Consider the following 22,448-nt stretch of genomic DNA (forward strand, 5'->3'; position numbering starts at 1 on the left):
GCTCCTCGGCGGTCCCTCAGGTCTTGACGGGCGGCGGGGCTCCACCGACTGGGGAGCCCCGCCCGCCTGGGTCACTTGGTGTTGATGACCTTGTCGATCGCGGCGTCCGCCTCCTTGGCGGCGGCCTCGACCGACTTCTTGCCGGTGCCGATGCTCTGGAGCATGGTCTGGAGGATCTGCGCCTTCTCGACCTGGCCCCAGCCGGGGGCCATCGGGACGAACCAGTTGGACTCGGCCGCCGTCGCGGGGACCGCCGTCTTCGGGTCGTTCTTCAGCGTCGCGAGGTCGGTCTTGTTGTTGGGCAGGTTGCCCTTGGCCATCAGGCCCTTCTGACCCGAGGAGCCGGCGAACGCGTTGATCCACTCGGCGGCCAGGGCCTGGGCGTCGGACTTCACCGGCACGGCGAGGTCGGAGCCGCCGAGGAAGACGGGCATGTTCCTGCCGGAGGGGCCGGGCATCACGAAGTTCTCGAGGTTGCCCTTGAGCTTGCCGGTCTTGTCGTTCTTCGGGTCCTCGGCGGTCGCGCCCTCCCAGGCGGCGGCGAAGATCATGGCGGACTTGCCCTGGCCGTAGACGATGTAGCGGTCGGACTCGTCCTTGGTCTTGTCGCCGTGCATGTAGGAGTCGACGACGTTCTTGAACTCCTTGAGGCCCTTGAGGGACTGGGGCGAGGAGAGGGAGGCCTTCCACTGGCCGCCCGACTCGGTGGCGATGGCGCCGCCGGCGTCGTAGACGAAGGACATGGCGGCGTACCAGTCGCGGGTGGGCTGGTACCAGGCGCTGAACTTGTCGCCCTGCTTCTTCTGGATCTTGTCCAGGGCGGCGGTCAGTTCCTCGTAGGTCTTCGGGGGCGCCTTGACGCCGACCGAAGCCGCCACGTCCTTGCGCCAGTTGGCGACGCGACCGCCGGCGTAGTACGGGACGCCGTAGGTCTTGCCCTCGTAGGTGACCGAGGCCTTGAGGCCGTCCAGCCAGGCGGCCGAGTTGTCGAACTCGGCCGGGTCGAGCGGGGCGAAGGCGCCATTGACCATGTAGCCGAGCATCTCGGTGTTGCCCATCTCGACCACGTCGGGGGCCTTGTCCGTGGCGAGGACGGCGTCGAGCTTGGCGTTCTTGTCGGGCCAGCCGTAGTACTCGTGGTTGATCTTGAGGCCGGGGTGCTTCTTCCGCATCGCGGCGTCGGCGGCCTTCACCAGCTCCGGCCAGTTGTTCTGGGCGTCGACGGTGAGCCAGACGGTCAGCTCCTTGGCGTCCGCGCCGCCCTTGTCCGAGCCGCCGCCCTCGCCCCCGCACGCCGCGATGGAGACCATCATGCCCGCGATACCGATCGCGGCTGTCAGCTTGCGCTTCACGCCACCCTCCTCAGGGATGCCCACACAACCCCCCTGCCTCCCCGCAGTGAACGTGGGGCCGGGCCTGGACCAATGGTGTAGACCAGCAGGTGGAGCTTGGACCAGACCAGGAAGCCTGTCAAGGCTCCCGAGACGGCGCTGACCAGCTGTTATGCGACCTACATATGCAGGAACCTTTAAGTAAGAAGCCAGCGAAAACCCGGGCGGGCACGGCATACTGCGGGTAGACCACAGCGATGCGTGGACTAGACCAAAAGAGGCGCCGACGGTATACAAGTGGGATCGTGTCGGCAGACCCAGCCGGGAAGGCGGAGCATGAGCACCGACGTCAGCAGTGCGGAGAACGAGACCGGGGCGCCCGTCCGTACCGCACGCGTGCCCAAGTACTACCGCCTGAAGAAGCACCTGCTCGACATGACGGAGACCCAGGCGCCCGGCACGCCGGTCCCGCCCGAGCGCACGCTGGCGGCCGAGTTCGACACCTCCCGCACGACCGTGCGCCAGGCGCTCCAGGAACTGGTCGTCGAGGGCCGGCTGGAGCGCATCCAGGGCAAGGGCACGTTCGTCGCCAAGCCCAAGGTCTCGCAGGCGCTCCAGCTGACCTCGTACACCGAGGACATGCGCGCCCAGGGCCTCGAACCCACGTCGCAGCTGCTGGACATCGGGTACATCACCGCCGACGACCGGCTCGCCGAGCTGCTCGACATCACCCCCGGCGGGCGCGTCCTGCGCATCGAGCGGCTGCGCATGGCCAACGGCGAGCCGATGGCCATCGAGACCACCCACCTGTCCGCCAAGCGCTTCCCGGCCCTGCGCCGGTCCCTGGCGAAGTACACGTCCCTCTACACCGCCCTCGCCGAGGTCTACGACGTCCACCTCGCGGAGGCCGAGGAGACCATCGAGACCTCGCTGGCCACCCCGCGCGAGGCCGGCCTGCTCGGCACGGACGTCGGCCTGCCGATGCTGATGCTCTCCCGGCACTCGCTGGACCGGGACGGCCAGCCGGTGGAGTGGGTGCGGTCGGTGTACCGGGGGGACCGGTACAAGTTCGTGGCGCGGCTCAAGCGGCCTCAGGAGTAGGCCTCAGGAGCAGTGCACGCGGTGTAGCGGAACGTCTGTTCCTGCTCTACGTTCCTCCCGTCGCCGCATGGACGGGAGGGCTCCCCCAGTGCGTACCGCGAAGCCCCGCACCATCGCCTTATGGACCCTCGTCGCGCTGGTCGGCGCGGCGGGCTGGACCGTGCTCGCGCTGTCCCGGGACGAGGAGGTCTCGGCCGCCTGGATGGTCGCGGCCGCTCTCGGGTCGTACGCGATCGCCTACCGCTTCTACGCGAAGTTCATCGCGTACAAGGTGCTCAAGGTCGACCGGACCCGGGCCACCCCGGCGGAGCGGCTGAACAACGGCATCGACTTCCACCCCACCGACCGGCGCGTGCTGCTCGGCCACCACTTCGCGGCGATCGCGGGCGCCGGCCCGCTGGTCGGCCCGGTGCTGGCCGCCCAGATGGGGTACCTGCCCGGCACGATCTGGATCATCGCCGGCGTGATCTTCGCCGGCGCGGTCCAGGACATGGTCGTACTGTTCTTCTCCACCCGGCGCGACGGCAGGTCGCTGGGGCAGATGGCCCGGGACGAGATCGGCCCGTTCGGCGGGGCGGCGGCCCTCCTCGCCGCGTTCGCCATCATGATCATCCTGCTCGCCGTGCTGGCCCTGGTCATCGTCAACGCCCTCGCCGAGTCCCCCTGGGGCACCTTCTCCATCGGCATGACGATCCCGATCGCCCTGCTGATGGGCTTCTACCTGCGGGTGCTCAGGCCGGGCCGGGTCGTCGAGGTGTCGCTGATCGGCGTCGCGCTGCTGCTGCTCGCGCTGGTCGCGGGCCGCTGGGTGGCCGAGTCGTCCTGGGCCGGGACGTTCACGCTGGCGCCCGCGACGCTGGTCGTCTGGCTGGTGGCGTACGGGTTCATCGCCTCGATCCTGCCGGTGTGGATGCTGCTGGCGCCGCGCGACTACCTGTCGACCTTCATGAAGATCGGCACGATCGTGCTGCTGGCGCTGGGCGTCGTGATCGCGCTGCCGACGCTGAAGATGGACGCGGTGACGGACTTCGCCTCGCGCGGCGACGGGCCGGTCTTCGCGGGCTCGCTCTTCCCGTTCGCCTTCATCACCATCGCCTGTGGCGCGCTGTCCGGCTTCCACGCGCTCATCTCCTCCGGCACCACCCCGAAGATGATCCAGAAGGAGACGCAGGTCCGGATGATCGGCTACGGCTCCATGCTGATGGAGTCGTCGGTCGCGGTGATGGCGCTGATCGCGGCGAGCATCATCGACCCGGGTCTGTACTTCGCGATGAACGCGCCGGCCGGGGTGATCGGCACGACGGTGGAGAACGCCTCACAGGTCGTGAGCGGTTGGGGCTACCAGATCTCCCCGCAGGACCTCGCGCAGGCCGCGAAGAGCGTCGAGGAGGCGAGCCTGCTGTCCCGCACGGGCGGCGCGCCCACCCTCGCCGTCGGCGTCTCGGAGATCTTCTCGAGGGTCACGGGCGGCGGCCTGAAGGCGTTCTGGTACCACTTCGCCATCATGTTCGAGGCGCTGTTCATCCTGACCGCGCTGGACGCCGGGACCCGCGTGGGCCGGTTCATGCTCCAGGACATGCTGGGCAACGTCTACCGGCCCTTCCGGAACGTGAGCTGGAAGCCGGGCCTGGTGCTCACGAGCGCGCTGGTGTGCGGACTGTGGGGCTACTTCCTGTGGGTCGGCGTCCACGAACCCCTCGGTGGCATCAACCAGCTGTTCCCGATCTTCGGCATCTCCAACCAGCTGCTGGCGGCGGTCGCCCTGGCGGTGTGCACCACTCTGCTGGTGAAGAGCGGCCGGCTCAAGTGGGCCTGGATCACCGGGATCCCGCTCGCCTGGGACGCGGCGGTGACGCTGACGGCGAGCTGGCAGAAGGTGTTCTCCAGCGACCCCAAGGTCGGCTTCTTCGAGCAGCGCCGGGTGTTCCAGGACGCGATCGACCGGGGCGAGGTGCTGCCGCCCGCCAAGAGCATGGACGACATGCACACCGTGGTCACCAACTCCACGGTGGACGGCGTCCTCTCGGCGGTCCTGGCCCTGCTGGTCGTGGTCGTCATCGCCGACGCGGCCCGCGTGTGCGTCCGGCACGTACGCCGCCCGGCGCTGTCCTCGCTGAGCGAGGCGCCCTACGTCGAGTCGGGGATCGTCGCCCCGGCCGGGTTGTTCGCGACGAAGGAGGAGAAGGAGGAGGCCCGTCATGCGGTCGGCGCTGAGCCGCGCGTATAGGGGTGTGTGCTGGTACCTGCGGGAGTTGACCGGCGAGTCCGCCTACGACCGCTATGTCACGCATGTCCGGCGACAGCATCCGGACGCGGAGGTGCCGTCCCGCCGCGACTTCGAGCGGATGCGCACGGAACGCCAGGAGAAGGACCCCCGCCAGGGATTCCGCTGCTGCTGAGGACTGCTGTCGGAAACTGATTTCTTTTGAGTACCGCATTACGGACGAGGGGTTCCGTTCTCGCCACACCCTGACCTAGATTGCCTGCGCATTGCACAGGTGATCACTGAGGGGACGGAGCCGCCTGATGTCGCAAGCCCCGGAAGAGAGCAGAGGGCCGGTGGTGACGCCTGTGCGCGTCGTCATCGCCCTGTGCCTGATAGCGCCCTTCGTGGCGATGCTGTGGGTCGGCTCGTACGCCAAGACCGACCCGGCGTTCATCGGGATCCCGTTCTTCTACTGGTACCAGATGGCGTGGGTGCTGATCTCCACCGCGCTGACGATGGTCGCCTACAAGCTGTGGCAGCGTGACCAGCGCGCCCGTCGGGGAGGTACGCGATGAAGGACGGCGTGAACGGCGTCGCACTCGCCGTCTTCATCTTCTTCTTCCTGCTCGTCACGGTCATGGGCTTCCTGGCCGCGCGCTGGCGCAGGGCCGAGAACGAGCACAGCCTCGACGAATGGGGCCTGGGCGGCCGCTCGTTCGGCACCTGGATCACCTGGTTCCTGCTCGGCGGCGACCTGTACACGGCGTACACGTTCGTCGCCGTCCCCGCGGCGATCTACGCGGCGGGCGCGGCCGGCTTTTTCGCGGTGCCGTACACGATCCTGATCTACCCGCTGATCTTCACGTTCCTCCCCCGCCTGTGGTCGGTGTCCCACAAGCACGGCTACGTGACGACCTCCGACTTCGTGCGCGGTCGCTTCGGCTCGAAGGGCCTGTCGCTGGCGGTGGCGCTGACCGGCATCCTCGCGACCATGCCGTACATCGCGCTCCAACTGGTCGGCATCCAAGCCGTGCTGGACGTGATGGGCGTCGGCGGCGGCGAGGACACCAACTGGTTCATCAAGGACCTGCCGCTGCTGATCGCCTTCGGCGTGCTCGCCGCGTACACGTACTCGTCGGGCCTGCGTGCCCCCGCGCTGATCGCGTTCGTGAAGGACACCCTGATCTACATCGTCATCGCGGTGGCGATCATCTACATCCCGATCAAGCTGGGCGGCTTCGACGAGATCTTCGCCAAGGCCGGCGAGGCCTACGGCCAGACCAACCCGGCGACGGGCGCGCCGCGCGGTGCGCTGGTGCCGCCGGAGGCGGGGCAGTGGACGTACGCCACGCTGGCGCTGGGCTCCGCGCTCGCGCTCTTCATGTACCCGCACTCCATCACGGCGACGCTGTCCTCGAAGAGCCGTGAGGTGATCCGCCGCAACACCACGATCCTGCCGCTGTACTCGCTGATGCTGGGCCTGCTCGCGCTGCTCGGGTTCATGGCGATCGCGGCCGGGATCAAGGTGCAGAACGGGCAGCTGGCGATCCCGCAGCTGTTCGAGACCATGTTCCCGGACTGGTTCGCGGGCGTGGCCTTCGCGGCGATCGGCATCGGCGCGCTGGTGCCGGCGGCCATCATGTCCATCGCGGCCGCGAACCTGTTCACCCGCAACATCTACAAGGACTTCATCAAGCCCGACGCCACGCCCGCGCAGGAGACCAAGGTCTCCAAGCTGGTCTCCCTGCTGGTGAAGGTGGGCGCCCTGGCCTTCGTCCTCACCATGGACAAGACGGTCGCCATCAACTTCCAGCTGCTCGGCGGCATCTGGATCCTCCAGACCTTCCCGGCCCTGGTCGGCGGCCTGTTCACCCGCTGGTTCCACCGCTGGGCGCTGCTCGCGGGCTGGGCGGTCGGCATGATCTACGGCACGGTCGCCGCGTACGGCGTCGCCTCCCCGACCCAGAAGCACTTCGGCGGCTCCTCCAAGGAGATCCCGGGCATCGGCGAGATCGGCTACATCGGTCTCACGGCGTTCGTCCTGAACGTCGTTGTCACCGTCGTCCTGACCTTCGTCCTGAGGGCCCTGAAGGCCCCCGACGGCATCGACGAGACCAAGCCGGAGGACTACACGGCGGACGCGGGCGACCCCGGGGTCCAGGTGGAGCTTCCGCCCGCGACGGCGGGCACCTCGCACTGAGTTGTAGGTGACAACGGGCCGCCGGTGAGAAACCGGCGGCCCGTTGTCATACCCGTCCCGCACACTCGGACCATGGACATCCTCATCCGGCGAGTGAAGCCCACCGAGTACGACGCCCTCGGCGAGATCACCGCCCAGGCCTACCTGCAGGACGGCCTCCTCGACTTCGGTGAGAGCGACTGGTACCTCGGCGAACTCAAGGACGTGGCCAAGCGGGCCGCCGCCGCGGACGTCCTGGTGGCCACACGGGGTGAACACCTCCTCGGTGGCGTCACCTTCGTCCCCTCCGGCGGCCCCATGGCCGACATCGCCCGGCCCGAGGAGGCCGAGATACGGATGCTCGCCGTCGCCCACGAGGCCCGCGGCCGCGGCGCCGGAGAGGCACTCGTCCGCGCCTGCGTCGACCGCGCCCGTGCGACGGACGGCTGCGTCCGCGTCGTCCTGTCGACGCAGCGCACCATGCACTCCGCACACCGCATCTACGAACGCCTCGGCTTCGTCCGTGTCCCGGAGCGCGACTGGAACCCGATTCCGGAGCTCGACGACATCACTCTCCTCGCCTACGAGTTGACGCTCTGAAGTCATCTGCGACACAACATATAGGGGCGTGATCCTTACCCGGCACAAGATGTATGCTCATGCTCGCTGTCGCCGCAGGGGAATCCGGTGCGAATCCGGAACTGTCCCGCAACGGTGTACCCATGCCTCTTTGTGCGTGTATGGGAGTCAGTCCGAGGACCTGCCGACAGCGCACCCGGCCAACCGGCCGGTGTGCCCTGACTTCCGGGCCTCGTGGAATGGGCCGGTGGACGCGACGCCCCGTGCGCTCGCGTGCTCCCCCCTGCCCTCGGCGAGGCCCCGTGCCGAGCGAGGGAGAGCCCCACGTGACCATCGCGCCAGCGGATCCGGTCTCAGCCGCCGAAGACGAGCACGACGCTCCCGGTGCCGCGCTGCTGCGGATCCTGACCGAGCTGACCGCCGACCTCCCCGACGCCGACCCCGGCCGGGTCGCCGCCGCCGCGCTGCGCGGCCGGTCCGCGCGGGCGGACGGGACGGAGTTGCGCGAACTCGCGACGGAGGCGGCCGCCGGCCTCATCTCCGAGGATCCCGCCTACTCCCGGCTGGCCGCCCGGCTGCTGACGATCGGCATCCGCGAAGAGGCCGCCTCACAGGGCGTCACGTCCTTCACCGAGTCCGTCGCGGTCGGCCACCGCGAGGGCCTGATCGCCGACCGCACCGCCGAGTTCGTCCGGCTGCACGCGGCCCGCCTCGACGCGCTGATCGACACCACCGCCGACGACCGCTTCGGCTACTTCGGCCTGCGCACGCTGCACAGCCGCTACCTGCTCCGGCACCCGATCACCCGCAAGGTGATCGAGACGCCCCAGCACTTCATGCTGCGCGTGGCGAGCGGCCTCGCCGAGGACGACACCCTCCGCGCCGTGGACGAAGTCGCGGCTCTCTACCGGCTGATGAGCCGCCTCGACTACCTGCCCTCCTCCCCCACCCTCTTCAACTCCGGTACGCGGCACCCTCAGATGTCGTCCTGCTACCTCCTCGACTCCCCCAAGGACGAGCTGGACTCCATCTACGACCGCTACCACCAGGTCGCCCGTCTCTCGAAGCACGCCGGCGGCATCGGCATCGCCTACGCCCGTATCCGCGCCCGGGGTTCGCTGATCCGCGGCACCAACGGCCACTCCAACGGCATCGTCCCGTTCCTGAAGACCCTCGACGCCTCGGTCGCCGCCGTGAACCAGGGCGGTCGCCGCAAGGGCGCCGCCGCGGTCTACCTGGAGACCTGGCACTCCGACATCGAGGAGTTCCTGGAGCTGCGCGACAACACCGGCGAGGACGCCCGCCGCACGCACAACCTGAACCTCGCGCACTGGGTGCCGGACGAGTTCATGCGCCGCGTGAACGCCGACGCGCAGTGGTCGCTGTTCTCCCCCGCGGACGTGCCCGAGCTGGTCGACCTGTGGGGCGAGGAGTTCGACGCCGCGTACCGCGCGGCCGAGGCCAAGGGCCTCGCCAGGAAGACGCTGCCCGCCCGCGAGCTGTACGGCCGCATGATGCGCACCCTCGCGCAGACCGGCAACGGCTGGATGACATTCAAGGACGCCGCCAACCGCACCGCCAACCAGACGGCCGAGCCGGGCCACGTCGTCCACTCCTCCAACCTCTGCACGGAGATCCTGGAGGTCACCAGCGACGGAGAGACGGCGGTCTGCAACCTGGGGTCGGTCAACCTCGGCGCGTTCGTGAGCGACGGGGACATCGACTGGGAGCGCCTGGACGAGACCGTCCGCACGGCCGTCACGTTCCTCGACCGGGTCGTGGACATCAACTTCTACCCGACCGAGCAGGCGGGCCGCTCCAACGCCCGCTGGCGCCCCGTCGGCCTCGGCGCCATGGGCCTCCAGGACGTGTTCTTCAAGCTGCGCCTGCCCTTCGACTCGCCCGAGGCGAAGTCCCTGTCCACCCGGATCGCCGAGCGGATCATGCTCGCCGCGTACGAGGCCTCCGCCGACCTCGCCGAGCGCAACGGCCCGCTGCCGGCCTGGGAGAAGACCCGTACGGCCCGGGGCGTGCTGCACCCCGACCACTACGACGTGGAACTGACCTGGCCGGAGCGCTGGGCGGCCCTGCGCGAGCGGATCGCCACGACCGGCATGCGCAACTCCCTGCTCCTCGCCATCGCGCCCACGGCCACCATCGCCTCCATCGCGGGCGTCTACGAGTGCATCGAGCCGCAGGTGTCCAACCTGTTCAAGCGCGAGACGCTGTCCGGTGAGTTCCTCCAGGTCAACTCCTACCTGGTGGACGAGCTGAAGCGGCTCGGCGTGTGGGACGCCCGCAGCCGGGAGGCCCTGCGCGAGGCGAACGGCTCGGTCCAGGGCTTCGCCTGGATCCCCGAGGACGTCCGCGCGCTCTACCGCACGGCCTGGGAGATCCCGCAGCGCGGCCTGATCGACATGGCGGCGGCCAGGACCCCGTTCCTGGACCAGTCCCAGTCCCTGAACCTCTTCCTGGAGACGCCGACCATCGGCAAGCTCTCCTCGATGTACGCCTACGCCTGGAAGTCCGGGCTGAAGACCACGTACTACCTGCGCTCGCGCCCGGCGACCCGCATCGCCCGCGCCGCCCAGGCCACCGTCCCCGTGCAGCAGCCTGCGCCGGAAGAAGCGGTCGCCTGCTCCCTGGAAAACCCCGAGTCCTGCGAGGCCTGCCAGTGATGACCACCCAGAACCTTCTCGACCCCGGCTTCGAGCTGACTCTGCGCCCCATGCGCTACCCGGACTTCTACGAGCGCTACCGGGACGCCATCAAGAACACCTGGACCGTGGAGGAGGTCGACCTCCACTCGGACGTCACCGACCTCGCCAAGCTGTCACCGGCGGAGCAGCACCTGATCGGCCGGCTGGTCGCCTTCTTCGCGACGGGCGACTCGATCGTCGCGAACAACCTCGTGCTGACCCTCTACAAACACATCAACTCCCCCGAGGCACGGCTGTATCTCTCAAGGCAGCTCTTCGAGGAGGCCGTCCACGTCCAGTTCTACTTGACGCTCCTCGACACCTACCTCCCCGACCCGGAGGACCGCGCGGCGGCCTTCGCTGCCGTGGAGAACATCCCGTCCATCCGGGAGAAGGCCGAGTTCTGCTTCAAGTGGATGGACTCGGTGGAGAAGCTGGACCGGCTGGAGTCACAGGCCGACCGCCGCCGCTTCCTGCTCAACCTCATCTGCTTCGCCGCGTGCATCGAGGGCCTGTTCTTCTACGGTGCCTTCGCCTACGTGTACTGGTTCCGCAGCCGGGGCCTGCTGCACGGCCTGGCCACCGGCACCAACTGGGTGTTCCGCGACGAGACGATGCACATGTCGTTCGCCTTCGACGTGGTCGACACCGTCCGCAAGGAGGAGCCGGAGCTGTTCGACGACCGGCTCCGGCAGGAGGTGACGGACATGCTCCGGGAGGCCGTCGAGGCCGAGCTGCAGTTCGCGCGCGACCTGTGCGGTGACGGCCTCCCGGGCATGAACACCGAGTCGATGCGGCAGTACCTGGAGTGCGTCGCCGACCAGCGGCTGACCCGCCTGGGCTTCGCCCCGGTGTACGGCTCGGAGAACCCCTTCTCCTTCATGGAGCTCCAGGGTGTTCAGGAGTTGACCAACTTCTTCGAGCGGCGGCCCTCCGCGTACCAGGTGGCGGTGGAGGGCACCGTCGACCTGGACGAGGACTTCTGAGCCGGCGCGCCTTCGCGGGCCTCCTGGGCCTCCCGGATCCGACGGTCTACGCGCCGGTCGCGCACGAGGCCGATCACGGACGGGAGGACCAGGAGGACCAGCGTCCCGAGTACGAAGACCATTGCGATGAGTGTCTGTGCCTGGTTCGTGTCCATGGACACCACTGTCGCGCCGATGACTCCTTACCGGCAGTGGCAGTACTGCCGTAGACCCTCGAATTACTGCCACGGGCGGTGCACACTGGGGGCATGCTCCAGAACGTGGCCGTCGTCCTCCTCGACGGCGTGAACCCCTTCGAGCTCGGCGTGGTGTGCGAGGTCTTCGGCACCGACCGCAGCGACGACGGACTACCGGTCTACGACTTCGCCGTCGCCTCGGCCGAGGGCCCGGCGCTGCGCATGAACTCGGGCATCTCACTCCAGGTCGAGCACGGCCTGGAGCGGCTGGAGACGGCCGATCTGATCGCGGTGCCGGCCGGGCACAGCTACGCGTCCCGTACGTTCCCGCCGGAGCTGCTGGACGCCCTGCGCCGCGGGGTCGACCGCGGCGCCCGGGTGCTCAGCGTCTGCTCAGGCGCCTTCGTGCTGGCCGCCGCCGGGCTGCTGGACGGCCGCCGCTGCGCTGTGCACTGGAAGCATGCGCGGGACCTCGCCCGGCGGTACCCGCGGGCGGTCGTCGAGCCGGACGTGCTCTACGTCGACGAGGACCCGGTGATCACCTCAGCCGGCACGGCCGCCGGCATCGACGCCTGCCTCCACCTGGTCCGCAAGGAGCAGGGCTCGGAGGTCGCCAACAAGATCGCCCGGCGGATGGTGGTGCCGCCGCACCGCGACGGCGGCCAGGCCCAGTACATCGAGCGCCCGCTGCCGCACTCCGAGGCCGACACGATCGGCGACGTGCTGGCGTGGATGGAGCGGCACCTCGACGAGGAGGTCACCGTCGAGCAGCTCGCCGCCCGCGCCCACATGTCGCCGCGCACCTTCGCCCGTCGCTTCCAGCAGGAGACCGGGACGACTCCCTACCGCTGGATCCTGCGCCAGCGCGTGCTGCTGGCCCAGCGGCTGCTGGAGGCGACGGACGAGACGATGGACGCGATCGCCGGTCGAACGGGGTTCGGCAACGCGGCCGCGCTGCGCCACCACTTCGTCCGGGCCGTGGGCACGACGCCGAACGCCTACCGGCGGACGTTCAGAGGCCCCGAAGCGGCCTGACGATCACCGGGCCGTCACCTCGGCACCGGCCGCAGCAGCAGCTCGTGCGGCCGGAGCGTGATGCCGACGCGCGTGCTGTCGTTGGAGCCGGCCACCTGCTCGAAGCGGTACTTGGTGGCCAGCGCCGCCGTGATCAGCGTCAGCTGGGCCATCGAGAAGTGGTCGCTCGGGCACTTGCGGTTGCCCGTGCTGAACGGGCTCATGGCGTGCTTCGGGATGTCCTTGACCCGGTCCGGAAGCCAGCGGTCCGGGTCGAACTCCAGGTGCCGGTCGTACGACTTCGGATCGCGCTGGATCGCATACGGGCTGTAGACGATGTCCGCCCCGGCCGGAATGCGGTAACCGCCGAGTTCCGTGTCCCGTACCGCCCGACGCGTCAGAATCCAGACGGCGGGACTCAAACGCATGGACTCGACGACGACATTGTTGGTGTGCCTGAGTCCTCGGACGTCTGCAAATGCCACCGGCCTCCCACCGGTGACGGCTTCTACTTCGTCACGCACACGGTCGGCGTGTTCCGGGTGTTCCGCGAGCATATGCAGCAGCCACATGATCGTGGACGCCACGGTTTCGCTGCCGGGCGTGAGGATCGCGACGACCTGGTCGTGGATCTCCTGTTCCCCGATGGGGTCGCCATTCTCGTCCGTCGCCTCCAGCAATGCCGTCAGCAAATCGTCCGGCCTTTGACCGGATGCGCGGCGCTCGGCGACGATCTCGTCGACCAGGAGATGCAAATCGGCCAATGCCCGGTTGAATTCGCGGTTGGCCGGGAGCGGCAGCCTGTACAGCGGTCCGAGCGGGATCACCATCCGCCGGTACATGCCGCGGAAGACGGTGGCGAGCGCGACGCACAGCCGCTCCGCCCGCTCGTCCATGTAGTCGCCGCGCAGCAGGCAGCGGGCCGCGATGCGCACGGCCACCCGGAACGACTCGGAGGTGCAGTCGATGGTCCGGCCGGGCTTCCAGCGCTCGGTCAGCGCGTGCGCCTCCTCCTCCATGATCGGCCCGTAGGCGGGGATGGCGTCGAGCCGGAAGGCGGGCTGGATGGTGCGCCGCTGGCGCCGGTGCCGGGGGCCGTTGGCGGTGGCCACGCCTTCCTTGCCGAGCAGGCCCTCCAGGGACTCCCACAGCGGCCCGGCGATGATGAAGTCGTTGCTCAGCGCCAGTGCGCCGGTGAGGGCCGGGGTGGTGACGGCGTAGACCGTCTTCGGCCCGAGCTTGAGGCGGACCACCTCGCCGTGGTCACGCAGCCGGGACATGAACGCCAGCGGGTCGCGCACCAGCCTCCAGCCGTGGCCGAGGACGGGGACCCCGCCACCCGCCCGGGGCGGCTCCCCCGGCTCCGGGACCACGGGAGCTTCCGGCTTCACAGACTCGACGGTCATTTCTCACCTGCCGCTTCGTTGTTGACGTACGGGGGCGTGGACCGGTCGTCCCAGCTGTCGACCATGTACCGGCCGGACTCGTGGTGGAACCAGTAGACCGAGCTGAACCAGTTGCGCATATTGCTCAGACAGGCCCGGACGGCGGTGCTCAGTTCCTTTCCGCGCACCGTGCCGTCGGCGAGGTCGTCGGCGAACCGTAATGCCTCCCGCTCGACGTCGAGGAATTCGGTGACGCATTCCTCGACACGGCTCCGGACTTCCGCGACCGCCTGTTCCAGGGTCAGCCCCTCATGGGTGATGAGGCTGATTCCGAGATTGTGCACCTCGTCGCCCGCTATTTCCTTCGGAAGCGAGCAGAGGTCGTTGTACCAGGCGGCGAATTCCTGGCTCAGCAGCGCCGCCCGACGGTATGCCGGGTGTTTCCGCACGGAGTCGGGGAGTTCGCATCCGGCGGTCGGCTCCAGCAGATCCGTCCAGATCCAGTGCGCGAAGGTGAGCCGGCGCAGCTGGAGGTATTCCTCGACCGTCGGCACGATTCCGTGGGTGCGGTTGTGGAACTCGCGGTCGTAGGCGTCGATCACCGCGTGGAAGTGCCGGGCGAAGCGGAGGTTCCACGTCGTCGGCAGGAACGCGTACAGCCGCAGCACGCTGTCCGCGAACCCGGCGACCAGTGGGTCCTCGTGGTGCAGGTGCTCCCCGGGGGAGTCGAGGGCCGTGTGCAGCCGGTCCCGCAGCCGCCGCCAGGCGACCGGACGGCCGTGCACGATGTCCCGGTCGTGGCGGTCGTCCCAGACGAAGAACCAGGCGCTGTAGTCGGCGATGGCCTGCATCACCTCGTCGGAGGCACCGATGTAGTACCCCGCCATGAGGTCGGTGTAGCACAGGCCGTCGGCATATTCCTCCACCTTGTCCGCGGGCATGAGCCGTTTTTCCAGGAGCCAGGCCCGGGTCTTCTCCTGGCACTTCGGCCAATACGGGTGGAGTTGCCTTGGAAACGCCGCCTCGATCACCGGTAGGGAGAGCGACGGTGGTACTGCGATCGTGGTCGGTGCCGATGTGGTGCCGTGTGACAAAGCATGCACGAACTAACCCCTCTCAGCCGCCAGTTGGCGCGGGCGCCCCTCCCTTCGTGCCGGGCGTGCGCCGTTGCATACCCCGCACATCCCATTCAGCACTACAACTGACCGTTCTGGGAACGCATTTGCTTCATTCACTACCCCACAGTGCCGGGAACCTCCCGTTGTGTGACTGGTGTGGGATCGGCAGGAGAGCAGAAGCGATCGAACGTGCGACGGACAGGCGAACGACACAGACGAACGGCGCCTGTTCAGGGTGGGAAACCCGAACAGACGCCGTGCGCCTGGTGCGGCTGGGATCTCAGTCGTTGGCGACCACGGGGTACCGGGGCTCGTTCTCGGCCATCTGCCGCAGCGCGTCCTTGCGCTCGCGCTTGGAGAGCCGGTCGATGTACAGGTATCCGTACAGGTGGTCGGTCTCGTGCTGCAAACACCGTGCGAAGTATCCGGTGCCGCGCACCTTGATCGGGTTGCCCTGCTCGTCCTGCCCGGTGACCTCGGCGTAGTCGGGCCGGGCCAGCGGCGCGTACGCGGTGGGCACCGACAGACAGCCCTCGTTGCTGTCGTCCAGCCGGCGCTTCTCGGCGGGCAGTTCGACGAGCCTGGGGTTGCAGACCACGCCGGTGTGGTGGACGCCCTCGTCGTCCGGGCAGTCGTAGACGAAGACCTTCAGGTCGACGCCGATCTGGTTGGCGGCCAGGCCCACGCCCTCGGCGGTGCGCTGGCTGGCGAACATGTCCGCGACGAGCTGCTGGAACTCCTCGCCGAAGTCGGTGACGTCCTTGCACTCCTTGTGCAGCACCGGGTTCCCGACCACCGTGATCGGCCGCGAGGTCCCCCGCTCCCGCCAGGCAGCCTCGCGCTCCTCGCAGTCCTCCGTGTCGATCACGTACCCCTCGTCATCGACGGGGAGCACACCCGCGCGCTGCTGATCGGTGTCCTGCTGAGCCATGACGTTACGTACGCCTTCCTGAAACAAACCGGGCTGAGATGCTGATACAGGTTACGCGGGTGTCGGACGCCCATTTCTGGGGGCGCGGGGAACTGCGCGACCAGCCCCCACGGCGCGGCACTCGACAACGGCGCTAACAGACCTCTTCCAAATCCCGCCAATCCCGAGAATCCGGACTGTCGGCCACCCACCCGTCCAGCAACCCCCGAACCAGCGAAGCCGGCGCAGCCAACCCGCACTCCCGCTCCGGCACCCACAGCTGCCCGTCCGTCCGATGCCCCAGCGGCCCGGGATGCCCCGGCTCACTGTGATCGTGCGGATCCAGATGCTCCCCGTCGCCCTCGTCGGACGGCATCCGGGACTCCGAGCACATCCGGCACAGCAACCGCACCGAGGAGGACCAGTCCTCCGCGGCGAACCCCGCGTCCGCGGCCAGCTGCTCCAACGCGTCCCGATCCGCCTCGGTGGCCGCTTCCAGCAGCACGACCCAGGTCGGCACCGGCGACGGCGCCCACAGCTCGATCTCGTCGAACACCGGGTAGGTGTGCCCGGCGGCCGTGGTCCGCTCCCCGTGCGGCACGCCGTCGTGCAGCACGACCTCGCCCCAGCGCCGCCCCGACGACGGCAGCGGAATCGACAGCACCTCGATCCGCGCGGGATCCAGCCGCCGCCCCCACACGACCTCGGCCTCCCCCTCCGGGGACAGCCGCACGGCCGCGCTGCCGAGGTCCATGCCGACGGGCTCACCGGAGTCGTGGGACGCCCCCGGCACCCGCAGCCCGTAGGCCTGCCAGGCGCGCCGGGCCAGCGGCCAGTCCTGGAGGGCGGTCGCGGCGATGCCGACGTTCCACCAGTCGGGCGCGCCGGTGTCCCGGTCGAGCAGCGCCACGGCCCGCAGGCCCGCCGCCCGCGCCTGCTCCCAGTCGTGCCGGAACTTGTGCAGCAGGGCGAGGTTGAACCAGGACTCGGACAGCCAGGGCTCAAGATCGGCGGCACGTGTCAGCAGTGCGCCCGCGTCCTCGTACCGGCCGTCGCCGATGAGCGTGAACGCCCGGTCTGTGGCCTGCCGCCAGGAGGCGGAGGGCCGGTGCCGTCCCTTGCCGAAGATCCTCACGATTCCCTGCCAGTTCCGTGCGGTGGGCTGGCCGTAGCCGTGCTTCGAGCCCCCGGACACCTTCTCCTTCGCATCCAACCACGTACGGCCTCCAGGGCGCTCATTACCCATGGGTTACCCAGCCAGGGGCAGGGTCAGACTGCTCCTTGCCAGGACCCGGGCCAGTGATTCCACCACCTCCGGCGCGTACTCCCCGGCGGTGGCGAGCCGGAGTTCCTCCAGCGCCGTCAGCGGCCCGCCGGGCCCGCCTTCCCGGGACTTCTCCTCGTACGCGTTCACGGCCCGGACGATGCGTGCGGCGAGCGGCTGCTCAGCGTAGGGGTCGGCCTGCCGCTCCACCACCACGGCGACCGCCTCGTCCACCCCCGTCTGCCGTACGACGGCCCCGCCGAGCAGCGCGATGCGCCGCTGTTCCGCGGCGGGCAGGCCGGCGGTGGCGCCCGCCGGCACCGGGTCGACGAGGCTCAGCTGGCCGATGTCGTGCATGAGCGCGGCGTACTCCAGCACGGCCAGCTCGGGCTCGGTCAGGCCGAGGTCCCGCCCGACCGCCTGGCTGAGCGCGGCGACGCGCCGGGCGTGTCCGGCCGGGGTGTAGCCCGCGACCTCGGTGGCGCGGGCGAGGGAGGCGATGGTCTGCCGGTAGGTCGCCCGGACGGCCGCGTACCGCCGGAACGACATCTGGGCGAGCAGCAGCGGCACGGAGAAGACGGGCAGCGCCCACAGCCCCACGACCGCGACCCCCAGCGCCATCACCGCCCCGGTCGCGATGACGGCGGACCCGATGCCGTACAGGGCCCGCAGCTGGTCCCGCAGCACCGGCCCGAAGGGCCAGCCGGTGCGGGAGTGGGCGAGGGCGGCGGCGAGCACCGCGTCGCACAGGGCGGTCAGGGACAGCAGCGCGAGCAGCAGCAGCGCGTAGGCGGGGCCGCCCCAGTCGTCGAACATGCCCCGGTTGTACGGGGGCTGGAAGCACACGGCGACGAAGCCGACGGTGAGCACGCGGCGTGCCAGGTGGTCGAGCACGGGCCCCTGGCCGCGTGCGATGTGCGGCACGCTGCCGAGCAGCGAGGCGGCCAGGACGACGGCGACGACCTGGGCGAGGCCGTGGTGCGTGGCCCGGCCGCCGGCCTCCCCGAGCAGCGCGTACGACAGGGCCGCGGCGGCGCCGAGCGGTGCGGGCTCCCTGACCTGTGCGCCGCTGCGCCGGGTGAGTTCCCCGACGGTGACGAGGACGCCGAAGGCGAGGGCGACCCGGCGTTCCTCCAGCCCGCTGGAGAGGGTGGCGGCGAGGGAGCCGGCGGCGACGAGGGCGGCGCAGGCGTGGACGAGGGTGAGCAGCGGGGGCGACCGGTCGGCGCTCATCGGTGCGCTCCGGGCCGGCTGGAGACGGGCGCACCGGGCGGGGGGACCCGGGGCGGTGGTGCGCCCTCCGCGCCCTCCGCGCCCTCGGCGCCCTCGGCGTCGTCGGCGGTCACCGCGGGGCGCCACCCCGTCCGCCCCACGGCCTCGACCAGGGCCGCGACCATCACCGGATCGAAATGGCTGCCCGCGCACCGCTCCAGCTCCGCCAAGGCCACCGGGACGGGCCGGGCCCTGCTGTAGCAGCGGGTGGAGGTCATGGCGTCGAAGGCGTCCGCGACGGCCACCACCCGTGCGGACTCGGGGATCTGACTGCCCACCAGCCCGTACGGGTAGCCGGTGCCGTCCAGCCGCTCGTGGTGGTGGAGCACGGCGGCCCGGGCCTCCCCGAGGAACCCGATGCCGCGCACCATCTCGTGCCCGTACTCGGGGTGCAACTCGATCACCCGCCGCTCCTCGGGCGTGAGCGGCCCGTTCTTCCTGAGCAGCCGGGTGGGCACGCCGAGCTTGCCCACGTCGTGCAGGATCCCGGCGAACCGGAGCACCTCGACGCGATCGTCGTCCATGCCCAGCTCGCGGGCGATCATCATGGAGGCCTGTCCGACGCGCTCGCTGTGCCCGCGCGTGTACCCGTCCTTGATGTCGACGGCCTGGACCAGGGCCCGGATGGTCGCCTGGTGGGCGGCCCGTTCCCGGTGGTACTGGGCGAACGTCCACCAGGAGACGCACATCGGCAGCAGCACGAGCAGGGCGGCCACGGGGCCGTACGGGCTGCGCCACAGCACGGCCATCATCAGCCCGGCGAGGCCGTGCACGGCGATCGGGGCGAGGGAGCGCGCCACGAGTCCCCGCCAGGCCCGCCGCATGGGCACCCGCTCCGCCATGGCGAGGATCCCGCCGTCCAGCAGCGCGAGCACCAGGCAGAACGCCAGCACGGCCGCTCCGGCAGGACCGAGCGCGTAGGGGACGTCACCCGCGCAGACCGCGTCCCGGCCGCCGAGCAGCCAGTGCACCTTGGCCGCGGCCCACACGCCGACGACGAGCTGGGCGGCCCGCCAGGTCCGCCGCAGCGCCACGGGCCGCTGCTCGACCTGCGAGAGCAGCGCGCCGGGCACCGCCACCAGGGCGGCGGCGGGCGCGGGCAGCAGGAAGGCGGCGGCGAGCAGCACGGGGTAGAAGGTCCCGGCCGGGTGGGAGATCCCGACGAACCGGGACCGGGCGACGCGCTCGCAGCCGGCGTACAGCGCGGCGAGCAGCGCGACCGCCCACCAGGGCGTGCGGACGCCCGGCAGCGGCAGCAGGCAGAGCAGGGCGGCCGCGGCGACACAGGCGATGTACACCCGTGCTCGTGCCGGTACCGCTTCCATGAGCCCCCTCCCCGGCCATGTCCGTCAGGCCCGGAGCCTAGGGTGGGGACAGGGGGCTCCACGGGCCGATAACCCGCGGATTAGCACGTTCGAGTGACGCGTTCGAAAATGACTACCCCCCGACAGGGGGGGTAGTTGAAAGGCGCAGGAGTCTCAGGATTCCTGCGGCGTGGCAGGCGAGGCCGTGACGTCCTGGTCGGGGACGGCCTGGCCGGAGCGGATCAGCTCGATCCGCCCCATGACCTTGTCGCGCAGGTCGCCGGGCACGTCGTCATGTCCGCAGCAGCGCTTGACCAGCTTCTTCACGGCCTGTTCGAGCCCGTACTTCTCAAGACAGGGCGAGCATTCCTCGAAGTGGTGCTCGAACTTCACGCAGTCCGAGTCCGGCATCTCACGGTCGAGGAACTCGTAGAGATGATCGAGGATTTCGCTGCAATCCGTCTCGTGCGGCTCTCCGCAGCTCATGACCCCGAGCCTTTCGCTTCGTTCGACTCTCCGGCGCCGGCCGGAACCATCCCGCGCTCACGGGCGTAGTCCTCCAGCATGCCGCGCAGCTGACGGCGGCCCCGGTGCAGCCGGGACATCACCGTACCGATGGGTGTCCCCATGATGTCGGCGATCTCCTTGTAGGCAAAGCCCTCGACGTCCGCGAGGTACACGGCGATGCGGAACTCTTCGGGGATCGCCTGGAGCGCTTCCTTCACGTCCGAGTCGGGCAGGTGGTCGAGCGCCTGCGACTCCGCGGAGCGCAAGCCCGTCGACATGTGCGACTCGGCACGGGCGAGCTGCCAGTCCTCGATCTCCTCGGCCGCGGAGCGCTGCGGTTCACGCTGCTTCTTGCGGTACGAGTTGATGAAGGTGTTGGTGAGGATCCGGTACAGCCACGCCTTGAGGTTGGTGCCCTCGCGGAACTGGTGGAAGGACGCGTACGCCTTGGCGTACGTCTCCTGCACCAGGTCCTCGGCGTCGGCCGGGTTGCGCGTCATGCGCAGCGCGGCCGAGTACATCTGGTCGAGGAACTCCAGCGCGTCCCGCTCGAAGCGCGCGCTGCGCTCCGCGGCCGTCTCCGCGCCCGTGCCGCCCTGGCCCTCGGGCTGCTCCGCCTGGCCGTGTTCGGTCCCTGCGTCGGTCCCAGTGACCGGACCCACCTCCTCCAGTGTTCTCGTGAGACCGAGACCGGTCCCACCCGAATCGGAGGATAGACGACGATCCGGTCCGCCCGCCGCCCGAATAGGGGCGGTCCTGGCCGCGTGCAGCACCGTCCAGTCCAGGTCGGCACGGCTGCTGCGGCTCGGGCAGTAGATCGAACCCATGCGGCGGACTTCCTCTCCTACGGCGTCGGTGCTGGTCCCCAGCACGTACGTCCCGCACAACAGAGGCCGGCGCCCCGGCATTCCCGAAGCTTTACCCGAGTGACCCGGTCCACTCCACGACCGCGTCCGTGATGACCGCCACGGCCTCGTCCTGCGAGATCTCCGCGCGCTTCGGCACGGCGAAGCCGTGATCTCCGTGCGGCACCTCCACGAGGTCGTACGGCCCCTCCGGGAACTCCTCGGGCCTGCCGAACGGGTCGTTCCCGCCCTGGACGACCAGGGTGGGCACCCCGGAACCGAGCAGTTCCCCGGCGCGGGACTTCTCGGGCTTGCCGGGCGGGTGGAGCGGGAAGCTGAGGGCGAGGACCGCGTGGGCGCCCAGCTCGCGGGCGGTCCGGCAGGCGACCCGGGCCCCGGCACTGCGCCCGCCGGACACCACCGGCAGTCCGGGCTTCGCCAGCGCGGGCCAGATGCCGCGCCAGCCGGCGTCCAGCGTCTTCGGCGCGGGCGCCACCTTCTTCCCGGCCACCCGCCAGGGCTGCTCCACGCGGGCGACGGTCACACCGTGGGCGGGCAGGACGGCGGCCAGGGCTTTCAGGTCACGGGCTTCGATGCCCCCGCCGGCGCCGTGGCTGACGGCGAGGACCAGCCGGGCCTTCTTCGCCTGGTGCCAGGTGATACGGGCGGTTCCGGCTTCGGTCTCGACCGTCTCGGTGGTCGCGTCGGTCACACTCATCACGTCCGTCACATTCGTCACGTCAGAAAAGTGTGCCCTCCACGGGCCCTTCCAGCTCCTTCAGCAGCTCCGGCCCGTTGTTGCGGACGTTGCTGACGGCCGTGGTGACGGGGTAGGCCCGCATCAGCCCGGCGGGCGGCGGGGCGAGCAGCTCGCGCAGGCCGTCGGCGTCCGTGCGGGCGGGGTCGAGCCAGGCGTCCCAGCGCTCGGGCGTGAGCATCAGCGGCATCCGGGGGTGGATGTCGGCCAGCGCCCGCGGTCCCTCGGCCGGGGCGACGGCGAGCGGGCTCTGCTCGGCCTCGGTGGTGATCACGGAGCACGTCACCCACCAGGCCTGCGGGTGGTCGTCCGGCAGGGTCCGGTCGCGCCAGAACTCGTACAGCCCGGCCATCGCGAAGACCGACCCGTCCGCCGGGGTCACGAAGTAGGGCTGCTTGCGGGGCCGCTTCTTCTTCCCCTCGACCTCCAGCTCGCGCTCCTGCGTGCCGGTGACCCACTCGTAGTAGCCGTCGGCGGGCAGGATGCAGCGCCGGGAGGTGAAGGCGCGGCGGTAGGACGGCTTCTCGTGGACGGTCTCCGCGCGGGCGTTGATCATCCGGGCGCCGCCCTCGGGGGTCTTCGACCAGGACGGGACGAGCCCCCACTTCAGCTTGCGCAGCTGCCGAACCGGCCGCGGGTCGTCCGCGTCTTTCAGGGGGCGGTCCAGGACGGCGTAGACCTCCTTGGTGGGCGCCACGTTGTAGTCGGGCTCGAGGGTCTCCTCGGGCTCCCACTTCTCGACCTCAAAGATTCCTGCGAGATCCTCTGGCCTACGACTCGCTGCATACCGTCCGCACATACGTGCCACACTGCCA

At 69.9% G+C, this 22,448-nt stretch carries 20 protein-coding genes and 1 riboswitch; of the genes, 9 read left to right on the forward strand and 11 right to left on the reverse strand.

Features of this window, described 5'->3' with window-relative positions:
• Positions 1-71 precede the first annotated feature (71 nt).
• On the reverse strand, positions 72-1,352 hold the full coding sequence (locus IE255_RS07580) for an extracellular solute-binding protein (RefSeq protein WP_190049411.1): 1,281 nt from the start codon (positions 1,350-1,352) through the stop codon (positions 72-74).
• Between the two features lie 315 nt (positions 1,353-1,667).
• Here IE255_RS07580 and IE255_RS07585 point away from each other — a divergent pair, with 315 nt between their 5' ends.
• The 9 genes from IE255_RS07585 to IE255_RS07625 all read left to right on the forward strand — a co-directional run bounded on the left by IE255_RS07585 (position 1,668) and on the right by IE255_RS07625 (position 12,292).
• Positions 1,668-2,432 (forward strand): GntR family transcriptional regulator, encoded by a 765-nt coding sequence (locus IE255_RS07585; protein WP_190049412.1) that lies wholly within the window; start codon positions 1,668-1,670, stop codon positions 2,430-2,432.
• An 88-nt stretch (positions 2,433-2,520) separates the two neighbouring features.
• The gene (locus IE255_RS07590; protein ID WP_190049413.1) at positions 2,521-4,659 is read left to right on the forward strand and encodes a carbon starvation CstA family protein; all 2,139 of its coding nucleotides are present in this window, start codon (positions 2,521-2,523) and stop codon (positions 4,657-4,659) included.
• Positions 4,631-4,831 (forward strand): YbdD/YjiX family protein, encoded by a 201-nt coding sequence (locus IE255_RS07595; RefSeq protein WP_190049414.1) that lies wholly within the window; start codon positions 4,631-4,633, stop codon positions 4,829-4,831. Before IE255_RS07590 ends, IE255_RS07595 begins: the two co-directional genes overlap by 29 nt.
• A gap of 127 nt (positions 4,832-4,958) precedes the next feature.
• Positions 4,959-5,213, forward strand: coding sequence for a DUF3311 domain-containing protein (locus IE255_RS07600; protein ID WP_190049415.1), 255 nt, complete (start codon positions 4,959-4,961; stop codon positions 5,211-5,213).
• Positions 5,210-6,838: a monocarboxylate uptake permease MctP gene (gene mctP, locus IE255_RS07605; protein WP_190049416.1), complete on the forward strand. Its 1,629-nt coding sequence runs from the start codon at positions 5,210-5,212 to the stop codon at positions 6,836-6,838. The genes IE255_RS07600 and mctP overlap by 4 nt, the downstream gene beginning before the upstream one ends.
• 72 nt (positions 6,839-6,910) lie before the next feature.
• The gene (locus tag IE255_RS07610) at positions 6,911-7,417 is read left to right on the forward strand and encodes a GNAT family N-acetyltransferase (protein WP_190049417.1); all 507 of its coding nucleotides are present in this window, start codon (positions 6,911-6,913) and stop codon (positions 7,415-7,417) included.
• Positions 7,418-7,470: 53 nt separating this feature from the next.
• Positions 7,471-7,599: riboswitch (cobalamin riboswitch) on the forward strand.
• A 123-nt stretch (positions 7,600-7,722) separates the two neighbouring features.
• A complete protein-coding gene (locus tag IE255_RS07615; RefSeq protein ID WP_190049418.1) occupies positions 7,723-10,074 on the forward strand; it encodes a ribonucleoside-diphosphate reductase subunit alpha in 2,352 nt (783 codons plus the stop codon).
• Complete coding sequence (locus tag IE255_RS07620; protein ID WP_190049419.1) at positions 10,074-11,081, forward strand: ribonucleotide-diphosphate reductase subunit beta; 1,008 nt, start codon at positions 10,074-10,076, stop codon at positions 11,079-11,081. The genes IE255_RS07615 and IE255_RS07620 overlap by 1 nt, the downstream gene beginning before the upstream one ends.
• 248 nt (positions 11,082-11,329) lie before the next feature.
• Positions 11,330-12,292 carry a GlxA family transcriptional regulator gene (locus tag IE255_RS07625; protein ID WP_190049420.1) on the forward strand — a complete coding sequence of 321 codons (963 nt, stop codon included), beginning with the start codon at positions 11,330-11,332 and terminating at the stop codon, positions 12,290-12,292.
• 14 nt (positions 12,293-12,306) lie between these two features.
• On the opposite strand, the gene IE255_RS07630 is transcribed toward IE255_RS07625, so the two are convergent.
• From IE255_RS07630 to IE255_RS07675, 10 genes are all read right to left on the reverse strand, one after another.
• On the reverse strand, positions 12,307-13,677 hold the full coding sequence (locus IE255_RS07630; protein ID WP_190049421.1) for a bifunctional albaflavenone monooxygenase/terpene synthase: 1,371 nt from the start codon (positions 13,675-13,677) through the stop codon (positions 12,307-12,309).
• Positions 13,674-14,759, reverse strand: coding sequence for an epi-isozizaene synthase (gene cyc1, locus IE255_RS07635; protein WP_190049422.1), 1,086 nt, complete (start codon positions 14,757-14,759; stop codon positions 13,674-13,676). The genes IE255_RS07630 and cyc1 overlap by 4 nt, the downstream gene beginning before the upstream one ends.
• Before the next feature lie 295 nt (positions 14,760-15,054).
• A complete protein-coding gene (gene def, locus IE255_RS07640; RefSeq protein WP_190049423.1) occupies positions 15,055-15,705 on the reverse strand; it encodes a peptide deformylase in 651 nt (216 codons plus the stop codon).
• Between the two features lie 133 nt (positions 15,706-15,838).
• On the reverse strand, positions 15,839-16,819 hold the full coding sequence (locus tag IE255_RS07645) for a tetratricopeptide repeat protein (protein WP_190050076.1): 981 nt from the start codon (positions 16,817-16,819) through the stop codon (positions 15,839-15,841).
• Between the two features lie 114 nt (positions 16,820-16,933).
• The gene (locus IE255_RS07650) at positions 16,934-18,181 is read right to left on the reverse strand and encodes an HD-GYP domain-containing protein (RefSeq protein WP_190049424.1); all 1,248 of its coding nucleotides are present in this window, start codon (positions 18,179-18,181) and stop codon (positions 16,934-16,936) included.
• On the reverse strand, positions 18,178-19,545 hold the full coding sequence (locus IE255_RS07655; protein ID WP_190049425.1) for an HD-GYP domain-containing protein: 1,368 nt from the start codon (positions 19,543-19,545) through the stop codon (positions 18,178-18,180). The genes IE255_RS07650 and IE255_RS07655 overlap by 4 nt, the downstream gene beginning before the upstream one ends.
• Positions 19,546-19,698: 153 nt before the next feature.
• Positions 19,699-20,010, reverse strand: a complete 312-nt coding sequence (rsrA, locus tag IE255_RS07660) for a mycothiol system anti-sigma-R factor (protein WP_059416550.1) — start codon at positions 20,008-20,010, stop codon at positions 19,699-19,701.
• Entirely contained in the window at positions 20,007-20,693 is a 687-nt protein-coding gene (gene sigR / locus IE255_RS07665; protein ID WP_031114384.1) for an RNA polymerase sigma factor SigR, read from the reverse strand. The genes rsrA and sigR overlap by 4 nt, the downstream gene beginning before the upstream one ends.
• Before the next feature lie 256 nt (positions 20,694-20,949).
• Positions 20,950-21,594: an alpha/beta hydrolase family protein gene (locus IE255_RS07670; protein WP_190050077.1), complete on the reverse strand. Its 645-nt coding sequence runs from the start codon at positions 21,592-21,594 to the stop codon at positions 20,950-20,952.
• A 22-nt stretch (positions 21,595-21,616) separates the two neighbouring features.
• Complete coding sequence (locus IE255_RS07675; protein ID WP_190049426.1) at positions 21,617-22,432, reverse strand: SOS response-associated peptidase; 816 nt, start codon at positions 22,430-22,432, stop codon at positions 21,617-21,619.
• Between the last annotated feature and the right edge of the window lie 16 nt (positions 22,433-22,448).

It is taken from the genome of Streptomyces lomondensis (genome assembly GCF_014651035.1).
Lineage (GTDB): Bacteria > Actinomycetota > Actinomycetes > Streptomycetales > Streptomycetaceae > Streptomyces > Streptomyces lomondensis.